The sequence below is a fragment of the Streptomyces sp. OR43 genome (assembly GCF_008042275.1).
Taxonomy (GTDB): Bacteria; Actinomycetota; Actinomycetes; order Streptomycetales; family Streptomycetaceae; genus Streptomyces.
The window spans coordinates 1938404-1950414 of the sequence record NZ_RDBK01000043.1 but is presented as its reverse complement, the minus strand read 5'-3'; the positions used below and the strand labels follow the sequence as shown (position 1 = coordinate 1950414).

The 12011-nt window shown below is 66.5% G+C and carries 11 protein-coding genes and 2 pseudogenes; 7 read left to right on the top strand and 6 right to left on the bottom strand.

The genetic code is table 11. The annotated features are described in order from the left end of the window. Positions 1-1683: 1683 nt before the first annotated feature. From EAO72_RS27560 to EAO72_RS27550, 3 genes and pseudogenes are all read right to left on the bottom strand, one after another. Complete coding sequence (locus EAO72_RS27560) at positions 1684-2850, bottom strand: helix-turn-helix domain-containing protein (protein ID WP_148019879.1); 1167 nt, start codon at positions 2848-2850, stop codon at positions 1684-1686. Continuing rightward, positions 2840-3643 (bottom strand): hypothetical protein, encoded by an 804-nt coding sequence (locus tag EAO72_RS27555; protein ID WP_148019878.1) that lies wholly within the window; start codon positions 3641-3643, stop codon positions 2840-2842. The genes EAO72_RS27560 and EAO72_RS27555 overlap by 11 nt, the downstream gene beginning before the upstream one ends. A gap of 166 nt (positions 3644-3809) precedes the next feature. Further along, positions 3810-4463, bottom strand: a pseudogene (locus tag EAO72_RS27550) (tyrosine-type recombinase/integrase); the annotation flags it as partial. Between the two features lie 90 nt (positions 4464-4553). Between EAO72_RS27550 and EAO72_RS27545 the strand changes: the two are divergent. The 3 genes from EAO72_RS27545 to EAO72_RS27535 all read left to right on the top strand — a co-directional run bounded on the left by EAO72_RS27545 (position 4554) and on the right by EAO72_RS27535 (position 6861). Then, positions 4554-4913, top strand: a complete 360-nt coding sequence (locus EAO72_RS27545) for a type II toxin-antitoxin system RelE/ParE family toxin (RefSeq protein WP_148019877.1) — start codon at positions 4554-4556, stop codon at positions 4911-4913. Positions 4914-4919: 6 nt separating this feature from the next. Beyond that, a complete protein-coding gene (locus EAO72_RS27540) occupies positions 4920-5261 on the top strand; it encodes an XRE family transcriptional regulator (protein ID WP_148019876.1) in 342 nt (113 codons plus the stop codon). Positions 5262-6111: 850 nt separating this feature from the next. Next, positions 6112-6861: an SDR family NAD(P)-dependent oxidoreductase gene (locus EAO72_RS27535; RefSeq protein WP_148019875.1), complete on the top strand. Its 750-nt coding sequence runs from the start codon at positions 6112-6114 to the stop codon at positions 6859-6861. A gap of 56 nt (positions 6862-6917) precedes the next feature. Here EAO72_RS27535 and EAO72_RS27530 read toward each other — a convergent pair. Further along, positions 6918-7178 (bottom strand): annotated as a pseudogene (locus EAO72_RS27530) (DUF4240 domain-containing protein); the annotation flags it as partial. Between EAO72_RS27530 and EAO72_RS42230 the strand changes: the two are divergent. The 3 genes from EAO72_RS42230 to EAO72_RS27520 all read left to right on the top strand — a co-directional run bounded on the left by EAO72_RS42230 (position 7161) and on the right by EAO72_RS27520 (position 8138). Continuing rightward, on the top strand, positions 7161-7364 hold the full coding sequence (locus tag EAO72_RS42230; RefSeq protein ID WP_187285440.1) for a hypothetical protein: 204 nt from the start codon (positions 7161-7163) through the stop codon (positions 7362-7364). The pseudogene EAO72_RS27530 and the gene EAO72_RS42230 sit on opposite strands and share 18 nt — an antisense overlap. Positions 7365-7491: 127 nt before the next feature. After that, a complete protein-coding gene (locus EAO72_RS27525; RefSeq protein ID WP_073787485.1) occupies positions 7492-7740 on the top strand; it encodes a type II toxin-antitoxin system CcdA family antitoxin in 249 nt (82 codons plus the stop codon). Next, positions 7737-8138 (top strand): DNA-binding protein, encoded by a 402-nt coding sequence (locus EAO72_RS27520; RefSeq protein WP_148019874.1) that lies wholly within the window; start codon positions 7737-7739, stop codon positions 8136-8138. Before EAO72_RS27525 ends, EAO72_RS27520 begins: the two co-directional genes overlap by 4 nt. A gap of 400 nt (positions 8139-8538) precedes the next feature. Here the strand turns inward: EAO72_RS27520 and EAO72_RS27515 are convergent, their stop codons facing one another. Together EAO72_RS27515 and EAO72_RS27510 are read right to left on the bottom strand one after the other, a co-directional pair. Then, positions 8539-9657 carry a fatty acid desaturase family protein gene (locus EAO72_RS27515; RefSeq protein WP_148019873.1) on the bottom strand — a complete coding sequence of 373 codons (1119 nt, stop codon included), beginning with the start codon at positions 9655-9657 and terminating at the stop codon, positions 8539-8541. A gap of 7 nt (positions 9658-9664) precedes the next feature. Beyond that, a complete protein-coding gene (locus tag EAO72_RS27510; RefSeq protein ID WP_148019872.1) occupies positions 9665-10720 on the bottom strand; it encodes a ferredoxin reductase in 1056 nt (351 codons plus the stop codon). Between the two features lie 85 nt (positions 10721-10805). On the opposite strand from EAO72_RS27510, the gene EAO72_RS27505 reads away from it, so the two are divergent. Then, positions 10806-11945 carry a PucR family transcriptional regulator gene (locus tag EAO72_RS27505; protein ID WP_148019871.1) on the top strand — a complete coding sequence of 380 codons (1140 nt, stop codon included), beginning with the start codon at positions 10806-10808 and terminating at the stop codon, positions 11943-11945. The last annotated feature ends 66 nt before the right edge of the window (positions 11946-12011 follow it).

Here is a 12011-nt window from a genome sequence, read left to right as displayed (position 1 = left end):
TCGCCTCGAAGTAGGCACGGCGGGAGCAGCGGCCCGAACAGTAGACACGGTGCGCGGTGCTGAGCGGCATCTTCTCTCCGCAGTAACCACAAGGGCGTGAGCGAAGAGCTGTACCGACCTTACGCTTGTACTGGGCCTTCAAGTAGCAGGACTGTCCGCAGAATTTGGCACCGGCACGACGATGGAACAGCGCATCTCCGCACCAAGCGCAGGCGTTATCCTTCGGCCTGGGGACGTAGTTGGCGCGGTACCAGCAGCCATGGCCACAGTACTTACGGAGACCGTGTTCCCGTACCTCGATCGCCTGGCCGCAGACCTCGCACTGCCGGTCTCGCTTGGCCTCTGCCCGATCAACCTTGCGCCGTTGCGCCTGCGCGAGATTGTTCGTGGTGACCTGACAGCCGATAGAACAGTAGAGGGCGAGACCACCTCGCTCGGTCGGAACGGTCAGACCGCAACCCTTGCAAGCATGAGGTCCCGAGCGCGCCTGAGGCTTATCGAGATCGCGGCACGGTTGACAGCCCTGAGGCTTGCGCCCCGTCTTGTTTCCAGGCTCGTCAAAGAGGCCCCCACAGTGCTTGCACTGCAGAGTCACCGATACCGGTCGTGAGGCGGCCCGCTTCTCTCGACGCTTGCGCAGTCGCTCCTCATGGGATGTGGGCTGGTGTGGAACATGACCTTGAGCGTCATAGCGGCACTGCTGGTCGCAGAACCTTGCGCCGCCCTGGCGGTGATTGATATCGGCCCCACAGACTTCGCACCTTCTGTCACCCCGTTGCAAGCGAAGCTCTTCCATGCGCCTTGCGTGATAGCCCGTCGACTTGCGGGTTGCCGCAGCAGCCCGGTGTTCCTCGGAGCAGTAGCGGGGCGGAGCACCCGGACGGTTTGGCCGAGCGAACGGGGTGTCGCACTCTTCGCAGACAAGCATGGTGGGACGGCGTGCCTCTACGGCACAGGTATTAGAGCAGTACTTCGCAAGGCCGTGCCGGTGGCTGATATCCGCCCTACAGACCGCGCATCTCCTCATGGCGGCACCCTCGTTCTTCATACATGGCCGTACGGCACCTGAAACTGACTGGACCGCAAGGTAGACCACCGCACTGACAGCCGGTACTGGACGAGGGAATGCTCGACCGAGCGATGTTCATGTGAACGGGCCGCCGAGTTCGGCCAGGGTCTGAACGGTCGCTGCGAGCGGGTGGTGTTCGCGTAGTCTGCTTGCTAAAGCGGGGGCGGCAGGCCGGGCGCGGTTTGTAGGCATTCGAGGACGCGGGCGAGCGGCGGAGCGCGTGAAGTCAGTGACCGCTCTGGAAGCTGCAAGGGCCTCCTTGAGGCGGGGCGCAGGCTGGTACAAGACGAGTTGGCCGCAGGCTTGCGCCTCGAGAGCGACCAGGCCCATGGCCTCCAGGGAAACCAGCACTTCGTGCTTGGTGAAGACTTTCCACAGCTATGGACGGCGGAGGCAGCCCCAGAGGTACCGGGCACGCGCGCCGGCCCGCTGGATCAGCGGGCCGACGTGGAACTGGGCTCTGAGGGTGACAACCCCTTACGACTCGCCAGGGCGGAGAAGCGAAAATCCTGCAGCGGAGCGCCCGCCCCCTGATTGCCGCGCGTCCGTCGGCAAATGGAACTTGCAGACCAGTCGGCAGCCACAGACAGGGGGCGCCCCTTCCTGCGGCCTCGTCACACAAGCCTCAGCACCGGGCGACTATCTGGCATCCCCAGCAGCTCACGTACCCTCGCCGGCTTCCACGCAAGTTCCGCAGCAAGCGCACGTATTGTCAGTCCCGTGTCTTGCTCTGCCAGCTCGAATGCCTTACTGAGCATCACCGGCTGTTCGCCGGGGTACCCACGTACCGATTGCGGGGCGAAACCGGGCTCCGCGCTGAGCCCTCGCAACCGCTGGTACGCACGACTGATCGTCGCATCAGAGACGAGCCCAAGTTCGCGGTACCGGTAGACGAGCGAGTTCACCGAGACGCCCCAGGTCTGCGACAGGCCGGCCAACCGCGCAAGGTCCACCCTCTGCGGTAGCAGCGGATGGATCGATTCCCGAGGGGTGAGGAACTCGGCAGCGAACGCATCTGCTTCGCGCTCCAAACGGCTGTCGCCAGTAGCACCCGCGTGGAGAACCAGGTGCCCGAGTTCGTGGGCCGCGCTGAAGCGGTATCGGTAGACATCGTCGGCGCGATTTGGCGTGAGAACTACAACGGGTCTCAACAGCCCGGAGCTGGAGAAAGCATCGACTTTAGCCGCAGCCTCCTCGGCTTCCGCCGGCGCGACGACGATGAGGCCATTCGCTTCCATCCGGCGAGCTAGGTGGCGCACAGGGCCGTCACCCAGCCCCCAGTGATGCCGGAGCGCTCGGGCAGCGCCCACGGGGTCGTCAGGTAGCTCGGCGCCGGGGCATACCTCGCCTCCTGTGAAGCCGGGAAGGTTCACGAGAGGAAGCTGCACGCGCTTCTCCAGCGCGTGAGTGAGTTCCCAAACCTGTTCGACGAAGCCGAGGGCCCGCTCTCGCTGCGCCCCGGATGTGGAACGCAGGGCCCGAAAGTGAGCCATGGAGCTATCGACTTTACCCATCGGGCGGCCTGCGACGAAGAACTGAATGGGCACGTCCAGCACGTCGGCCAACCGAGGAATGAGCTCAGGGCGAGGACGGTTGGTACCCGCCTCGTACTGGCCAACAGCAGCTGCCGACACACCTATACCGTCCGCGACCTCGCGCTTGGTGAGGCCGGCAAGGCGACGTGCCTGAGTCAGCCTAGGTGCGTGGAAACCGTCCCAGACTGCCCTCGGCGAAGTACCGCCCAGGCTCGTCCCCGGCAGTAGCGGTTGCTCAATGTTCATTGTCCTCAGCAGCGTTCACGAACGCTTCGTACTCGGTCTCACTCTGCGGCGGAGTTCCCGTGGCACGGGCCGCCTCGCTGCGTGTGGAAAGCGCAACCTCAGGAAGATCACCAGAGGCAAAGTTATCCCCTGCGCGCTGGTTCGGTACAGCGTAGATACGGCTCTCGGCACCGGTCGTGAGCAGAGACTTTTCGGTCACCCACTGCAGGTTCCCAGCATCGTCCAAGAGATTCGCCTGGCCCCACCAGGCGCGCTGCAGACCACTCATGTTCATCTCGTACGGGATGAGGACCAGGCCGGGGCGGGGGTCCCTCTGCGCAAGATCAGCCAGTGAGCGCCGAAGAAGCAGCTCCAGGCCTTCCACTTCAACCAGAGGATCCGCGATCCACCGGGGTGCTGGCGCATCGGTAAGGGCGAACAGCTCCCGCATCACGAGAGACAGCTTCTTCGGCCACTTGTCGCCCGGCTCAAAGCCGTCGACCGAGTCCACGCGGTAGGGGCAGAGGATGGTGTTGTGCACCAACACAAGCTCGTAGAACGTGCCAGGCTTGATGAGTTCGGTCCCGGGGATGCCAAGGTCAAGCACGTGCTCAGCGATCCGGTCGTACTGATTGGTCATGCGCGCCGCCCCAGCAGCGAACTTGTGCTTGGACCGACCAGCCAAATGCGACTCGAGCATCGCCGACTCCGTGTCGAGGAGCCCCATCTGAATCGCGAGTCGAAGGCCGGCGACATCTTCCCCAAATCGACCACTGGCCCAAGACGGCATAGGCCCGTCGACGTTCGCGTCCACGCATCACTCCGATCCACGACAGCTTGCGTTACTCCAAGGATGCTACCGCAGGAACTTTAGTCGATCACGTGAATCTTGCACTTTCGACGAATCTTCCACGCCGCCAAGATCTATCGCCCGGGCCGCAAGGGCGCGCGGTGTGGTGCCACACGCCCCTGCGGCCAATTCAGGCTTCGCGCGCCGGACACTGGCGGGCGGCCTGGACGCGAGCATCGATACCCCTGGCGACCTCCCGTTGCCGCTCACCATCGGAGTGCTGATGGATCAGGGCGGCCTTCTCCGAGGACTGGCCGGCGCGGACCATCGTGTCCTTGAGCGTGGCGCCGGACTGGGTGGACAGGGTGTGGCCGGTGTGGCGGAGGTCGTAGAAGCGGAAACCCTCCGGCAGGCCGACCTTGGCGCGGGCCCTGCGCCACTTGCGGCCGAAGGTGGACCGGCGGAAGGGGGCGCCCCTCTCCCCGATGAACAGGAGCCCGTTGGGTTCCTTCTCGGCGTACCGGTCGAGGTGTCGCTTCACCTCGATGTGCAGGAAGGCCGGGAGGAAGACGGTTCGCCTTCCGGCGGCCGACTTGGTGTCGCCCTCGACGCGACGGCCGCTGGTCAGCTCGGGCGGGGCGTCACGGACCTTGACCGCGAGAGGTTCGAGAGTGACGTCGGGGCGCCGGAGGGCGGCCTGTTCTTCTGGGCGCATGGGCCCGTAGGCGCCGAAGTAGACCATCAGCCGCCACCTCGGTCCCATGGCGTCAGCGAGCGCGTCGACCTGTTCGTCAGTGGCCGTCGGGCGTTCCTTGGCGTTCTCGCTGCCGGCGCCGCAAGGGCTCGGACAAGCCCAGCACATCGTAGATGCCTCGCCCATATTACCCCTGCGTGATATTATGTACAGGTGATGTTCTGGTGGGTGGGAGAGTGAATGCCGTTCAAGATCATCGTTATCGAACCGGCCAGGAGTTGGTTGCACAGCTTGCGAAACGCCGACAGGGACACACTCCTCCAGATCACTGCCGCCATCAACGTCCTGCAACAGGAGGGCCCGACTCTCGGCCGCCCCTTGGTCGACCGCATCACTGGATCGAGCATCTCGAATCTGAAGGAGCTGCGGACGGGATCGTCCGGAGCCAGTGAGGTGAGGGTCCTGTTCGTGTTCGACCCCGGGCGCAACGCCGTGATCCTCGTGGGCGGCGACAAGGCGGGCAACTGGTCGGGGTGGTATCGAACAGCGATCAAGGAAGCGGAAGACGCCTGCAAGGCGTACCAGAATGACCAGGAATGAGGAGTCATGAGCGCCACCAAGCCGAAGACGGCCAGCTCCGTCGACTGGGATGACCTCAAAGACGAGTTCGGCTTCTCCACCGAGGAAGCCAAGGAAGTCGAGCAGCGCACCACCACGTTGCTGTCGGAAGTACGCGCGCATCGCCTCGCTGAGGTACGCAAGCGCCAGAAGATGACGCAGACGGCAGTGGCCAGGACTCTCGGCGTCACTCAGGGACGCATCTCGGCCATAGAGAAGGGCGCCATCAGCCGGTCCGAGGTCGAGACTCTCGCCGCATACGTGGCGGCCCTGGGTGGGCAGCTCAAGCTGGTGGCTGACTTCGGCGACGAATCCCTGGTTCTGGGCTGAAGCGGCAGGTATCCAGCGCGCCGACGGTCCAGTTTCTCAGCCGTCGCCCAGCGCGTTCGCCGGACGCGGCTCCCGCAGTAGCGCCGTCCCGTCACACCAAAAGCATCAGCCGCCGCGATAACGGACTGGCCTTCCGCGGCCTGGCCAACGCCGTGCCAATACGTGCCAGTCACGGAGGTAACCAGCGGTCAACAGGGGTGTCCCCGGGCCGCCGAAAGGTAATGTGCAGCAGCACAATTTCCCAGGTCGAAGGCCGCATCACCCCTGAAGTGCTGGGTGATTCCCAAGCTCAGAGCGCGAGTTCGATTCTCGTCACCCGCTCCATGAAAAAGCCCCAGGCCAGCGGCCGGGGGCCTCTTTGTTGTCTGGACCAGTTCAGGTGTCTCGTGCCATCCATGCCAGATTCTTGGTCATCCGCCGCTTCAGGGACCGTTGCCTTCCGATCTTGATGACTGCGTTCTTACTGGTCAGGCAAGGGCCGAGGTACCCGTGGCAGGCAGTCCGCGTCGTGTTGGTGCGGTCGCGGAGGTTCGGGATGCCGTCGGTGATCGGGCTGCTGGAGAAACGGGTTGGAGAAACGGGAAGGCATCCCTGCTCAGCGCGTGGAGGCTCTGCGGGCCGAGGCAGCAGGCCGCAGGGGGCACGGATCAGGTGCCGGCGCCTGCCGTTCCAGATCGGTGACCTGAGGCGAAGGGGCGGATGTTGGGCATGTCGGAGCGGATCGGGGCCCCGTCATCCGGGCGAGGAGCCGACGGGCGGCACCTGCCCGTTGACACCGAAGACCGGCGGTCGTACCGTCACTGGTCAGAGATGTGACCAGCGTTCATACATGAGGATATGAGGTGGGGTCATGGGGCATCGCAAGGTCGTGGTGTCAGGTGGCGGTACGGGGATCGGGCGGGCGGTGGCCGAGGTCTTTGCGGCGGACGGCGACCACGTCGTCCTCATCGGGCGGCGCGAGGAGCCCCTGGAGAAGGCCGCCGGAGAGCTCGACGCCGCGCATGGTGCGGGAACGGCCACCTGGGTCGCCGCCGATCTGAGCGATCCCGGCCAGGCCCGCAAAGCCGTGGAGTTCTGCACCGCGGGCGGCGCGCAGGTCGACGTGATCGTCGCCAACGCCGGCGGCAACGTCGCGCCGGCCCACGACGGCACCCTCGAAGGCGTCGCGGACAGCTTCCGCCGCAACTTCGAGGCCAACGTGCTCACCGCCGTGCTGCTCACCGAAGGATTGCTACCGCACCTCACCCGGCCCGGCGGCCGGATCATCCAGATGTCGTCCATCGCCGCGCTGCGCGGCCCCGGTTCGTACGGCGGCTCCAAGGCCACCGTCAACGCCTACACACTCGAGCTGGCGCAGAAGCTCGGCCCGCAGGGCATCACCGTGAACGCGGTCGCTCCAGGCTTTGTCGCCGACACCGAGTTCTTCGGCGACCGGGCCACGCCCGAGTTCGTCGCCGCCCGGAGCAAGCAGTCACTGACGGGCCAGGCGGGCCGCCCCTCGGACATCGCCGCCGCGGTGCACTTTGTGGCGTCACCTGAAGCGGCGTACATGACGGCGCAGATCGTGCATGTGAACGGGGGAGCAGCACTGGGGCGGTGACGGTCCGCTGCTGGGTCGTAGCCCCGCGCGCGACCAGCCCGACTCGCCGAAGGGTCCTGGAGGACGCTGTCGAATTCGGTGCGGCCCGCGGCGACGACCGCGGCACGGGTGTAGAGGAAGGCATCTCCGCTCAGGTCGTGTCCGTACTCCTTGCGGTCCAGCCGGTAGAGCGCCCACGACAGCTGTTCGGCAAAGCCGATGACCAGAGACAACGGGGACTGCGCAAGCCACTCGGTCAACGTGGCTGCAAGGAGTTCGGCGTCCGGGTCAGCTTCCGCGGGCCTGCAGTCCTCGATGAGGTGGACGCAGTACGCCATCGCTCGGACCCCGTGCACGCGCGCGCCATCCTGGACACCAGCGGCGACGACCCCAACCGGCGTGTTGCCCGGAGGGCGCTCGAAGCGTGGGGCCACGACGCCCCCGACTCCGAGCCTTTCCTGGAGGAGTCCTGGGACTGGGGGCCGCACGGTGATGGCCGCAGCTATCTCGAACCGCCCTTCTGACCGATACGCGCATGGTCGGCGGGCTCGTACTCCCGGCGCCGGAAACCGCACCCTCCGGTCGCGAAACCTTGACCAGAAGGATCGGTGCCGCAAAAAGCCTGCACGCATACTCCAGTATGCTTACCGCATGTCCTCAACGACTCGCATCACCGTCACGCTCCCCAGCGACCAGGTGGCGGAGCTCCGCAAGCTCACGGACAACGTCTCCGGGTACGTGGCAGAAGCCGTAGCCCGCCAGATCCGGCACCAGCTTCTGGGTGACGACCTCCGCCGCCACGAGGAAGAGCATGGGGGCTTCAGCGACGAGGAGCTCGCCGAGGCCCGCGCGAGGATCTTCGGCTCCGCCGGCTCTTCCAAAGACGCGGACGCCGCGTGAGCGAGCGCATCGAGACCGTCGTCCTGGACGCGGAAGGGCTCTCCGCCTGGATCGCGCAGGACCGCAAGCTCCTCGCGATGCTTCAGGTCTTCCACGACATGGGAGCCGACCTCGTGGTCGGGGCCAACACCATCGTGGAAGTCACCCACTCCCGCACCAACATGCCTCGCCTCAACTGGGCCCTGTCCCGTGTCAAGGTGGAGCCCGTCACCGAGCAGGCGGCGAAAGCGGCGGCCGAGCTCCTCAAAGGCGCCGGGCTGCACGGGCACAAGTACGCCATCGCCGCCACGGTCGCCGAGGTTGCGCTCCGCCAGCCGAAACCCGTCGCCCTGCTGACCTCCGACAGCGATGACATGACCAAGCTCTGCGGCAACCAAGTCCGCATCATCTCCCTCTGACCAGTCGGCCCGCCCGGAGCACGCGGCGCACTGCCGGCTCTCGTGCCCCATCCGTGCCCAGCAGAGCGGACAACAGCGGTCAGATACGGCTCCCAGAGGCCGGGAGCCATCCACCTGCCTGTTCCACAACGTAAGAACCGTTGATTCCCAAGCTCAGAGCGCGAGTCTTGTTGGCCCGGAGCGGAACGCGGATGTCGCCCACCGGCTTCGGTCGCCAGCCAGGCCGGCGAGTACATCAGCCCAAGTAGGGCCTGCCGCGCCGCCCCGTCATGACACTGTCGCGTCTGTCCGGCGTGCGCTCACCAAGCTGTAGGACCCGGCAGCAGGGAACTCCACTGGCCGAGCAGGCCGTCGTGTCGCAGCAGTGACGTCACCGAGGGCTTGAGGTGCGGCCGGGAAGTCAGGCGGCGATGAGGTCCTGCTCACGGTCCGGCGTTCCGGCCTTGTGCTGCTTGTTCGGCAGCGCGAGCCGGAAGACCTTGTGCCACGCGGAGAACACCTGCTTGGGGAGCGGGCCGGTGATGTACTCCAGCTCGTACTTCTCGAACAGCGCGCGCACCTTCGGCGCGACCTCGGCGTACCGGTTGCTCGGCAGGTCCGGGAACAGGTGGTGCTCGATCTGGTGCGACAGGTTGCCAGTCATGAAGTGCATGGCCTTGCTGCCGCTGATGTTCGCCGAGCCCATCATCTGGCGCAGGTACCACTGGCCGCGTGTCTCGCCCGTGATCGACCGGCGTTCGAAGACCTTTACGCCCTCGGGGAAGTGCCCGCACATGATCACTGAGTGGGTCCAGATGTTGCGGACCAGGTTCGCGGTGAACGTGGCGGCGAGCGTGGTGAGGAACGAGGGGCCCGAGAGCAGCGGGTGGATCACGTAGTCCTTGAGCACCTGCTTGCGGATCTTGCGGCCCACGGCCTTGGCCCGCGCGCGGAACTCCGGGTTCTTGCGGCGGCGCTTGTGGAGGTTCTTGCCGAGCTCCAGGTCGTACGCGGCGATGCCGTACTCGAAGAAGCAGGCATTGAGGAAGTTCCACAGCGGCTGGCCGAGGTGGAAGGGGTGCCACTTCTGGTCCTCGTCGACGCGCATGATGCCGTAGCCGAGGTCGTTGTCCTTGCCGATCACGTTGGTGTACGTGTGGTGCAGCTCGTTGTGCGAGTGCTTCCACTGATCGGACGGCGAGACGTGATCCCACTCCCAGGTGGTGGAGTGGATCTTCGGGTCGCGCATCCAGTCCCACTGGCCGTGCAGGACGTTGTGGCCGATCTCCATGTTGTCCATGATCTTCGCCACGGACAGTCCGGCGGTGCCGATCAGCCACGCGGGCGGGAAGATCGAGAACAGCAGCACACCCCTGCTGACCAGCTCCAGCTTGCGCTGCGCCGAGATGATCCGCCGGATGTAGGCGGCGTCCTTCTCGCCGCGGTCGGCGATCACCTCGTCGCGGATGGCGTCCAGCTCGCGGCCCAGTTCCTCGATCTGCTCCGCGGTCAGGTGGGCGGTGGGGTCGATGGCGGTCAAGGTGCTCCTACCGTTCGATGTCGCAGGGGCCCGCCGCGGCGGACACGCAGGTCTGGATGAGGACGCCCGGCTCGGCCTCGGTGATCTCGCCGGTGCGCAGGTCGCGGACAGCGCCGGCCTTGAGCGGCGTGACGCAGCCGAAGCAGATGCCCATACGGCACCCGGAGGGCATGAGCACGCCGACCTCCTCGCCGATGTCGAGCAACGGCGTGGCGCCGTCCGCGTCGATGGTCTTGCCGGTGGCGCTGAACGTGACCTCGCCGCCGTCGCCGGCGACGACGATGCCGGGGCGGAACCGTTCGGTGTGCAGGCGTTCTTGGACGCCCTCTTCGGTCCAGTGCTCTTCGGCGGCGTCGAGCAGACCTGCGGGCCCGCAGGCCCAGGTCTCGCGCTGGGCCCAGTCGGGCACGAGTTCTTGGAGACGGGCGATGTCGAGCTTGCCGTCCGTGTCGGTGTGCACCTCGGCGAGCCGAAGCTTCTTGTCCGCGACCAGACTGTGCAGTTCCTTGCGGAAGATCACGTCCTGAGGGCGTGGCGCGCAGTGGACCATGACGACGTCGTCGAGTTCGATGTCGCGCAGCATGCCCATCACGGGCGTGATGCCGCTACCGGCCGTCAGGTAGAGCACCTTGGCGGGCTTGGCCTGCGGCAGGACGAAGTCACCGGTCGGCTGGTCGAGCTGGATCAGCGTGCCCGGTTTCGCCCTGCGGACCAGGTGGTTGCTGACCTTTCCGTCCGGGATCGCCTTCACGGTGATCGTCACACGGCCGTCCCGGCGGTTGGTCGGCGAGGTGATGGAGTAGGCACGCCACAGGCGCACTCCGTCGACGTCGACTCCGATCCTCACGTACTGGCCGGCTGTGTGGCCGCGCCAGCCCCGCCCCGGCCTGATCACGACAGTCGCGGCGTTATCGGTCTCGGAGTGCACGGCCTCGATGCGCCCACACAGGTCAGCGCCCGCACGCAGCGGGCTGACCAGGTCGAGGTAGTCCGACGGCAGCAGCGGCGTCGTGACCATCTCCAGCAGTTTCCACGCCCTACTGCGGAGGGCTCCACTCGTCATGACTCCAGCTTGCTGCGCCTCTAGGCGTAAAGTCCTGACCGCAGGACGTAAAACTGGTCGACTGAATTGTTCGCAGGGAACAAAAATGAGCTATGCAATCCGGAGGGCCAGCGAACTGAGCCTGGATGAGACGACGGTCACCGCCCTTCGGGCCGCACTGAAGACCACCGCCGACGAAGTCGTCCAGGCGATCATCGACGAGGTTCCTCCCTACGCCCATGCCTTGTCGGGCCGCATGGGCGCCACCATCCGCAGAGCCGTCCGCACCGCCCTGGGGCACTACCTGGACCTTGCGAGCGGTAACGCCACAGGCGGCGACGCCGGGGACGCCGCCTACGAGCTGGGCCGCGGCGAGGTGCGCGACGGCCGTTCGATGGACGCCCTGCTCAGCGCCTACCGCGTCGGCGCCCGGGTCGCCTGGCGATGTCTGGCAGCGGGTGCCGTACCCGCAGGTCTGCCCGCCGCCGGGGTCGCAAAGTTCGCCGAGCTGACCTTCGCCTACATCGACGAGCTCTCCGCCGCGAGCGCCGCAGGCCACGCCGACGAACTGGCCGCCCGGGGCAGAGCCCACGAGCGCCACCTGGAACACCTGGCCCGCGACCTCCTCGCCGGCGCGAGCCCGGACGTGCTGCTGGCCTCCGGCCAACGGGCCAGGTGGCAGCCGCCGGTTTCACTGACCGCCGTCCTGCTGCCCGCCGCCCAGGCCCGGCCTGCCTACCGGACACTCGACCCGAGCACCCTCGTCCTCGACGATTTGCCGGATGCCACCGGTGTGCTCCTCGTCCCCGATGCCGACCGACCACGTCTCCTACGGCAGCTGACCGACCGCGCCGCCGTGGTCGGCCCGGCCCGGCCATGGACCCACGCGTCCGCCTCGTACGCACGAGCCCTACGCGCACGCTCCCTTTCCTCTGACATTCGCGACACCGAGGACCACCTGCCCGACCTGGTGCTCAGCGCCGACGAGGACGCGTTCGCGGACCTGCGCGCCCGAGCCCTCGCACCGTTGCAGACCTTGCCCGCCGCAACCGCACGACGGCTGGAGGAGACGTTGCGAGCGTGGCTGCTGCACCAGGGCAGGCGGGACGAGGCCGCGGCGGCATTGTTCGTCCATCCCCAGACGGTTCGATACCGGATGTCGCAACTGCGGGAGCTGTTTCCCGATCTCGCATCACCACACCGGGTCCTTGAACTCACGCTGGCGGTCGGTCTCCGAGTCCGCTGACGCGTCACCCGTCTGCCGCCGCGTCCGCGAGCGTCCAGAAATCGTGCTCGTTCCCGGTGCCAAGCC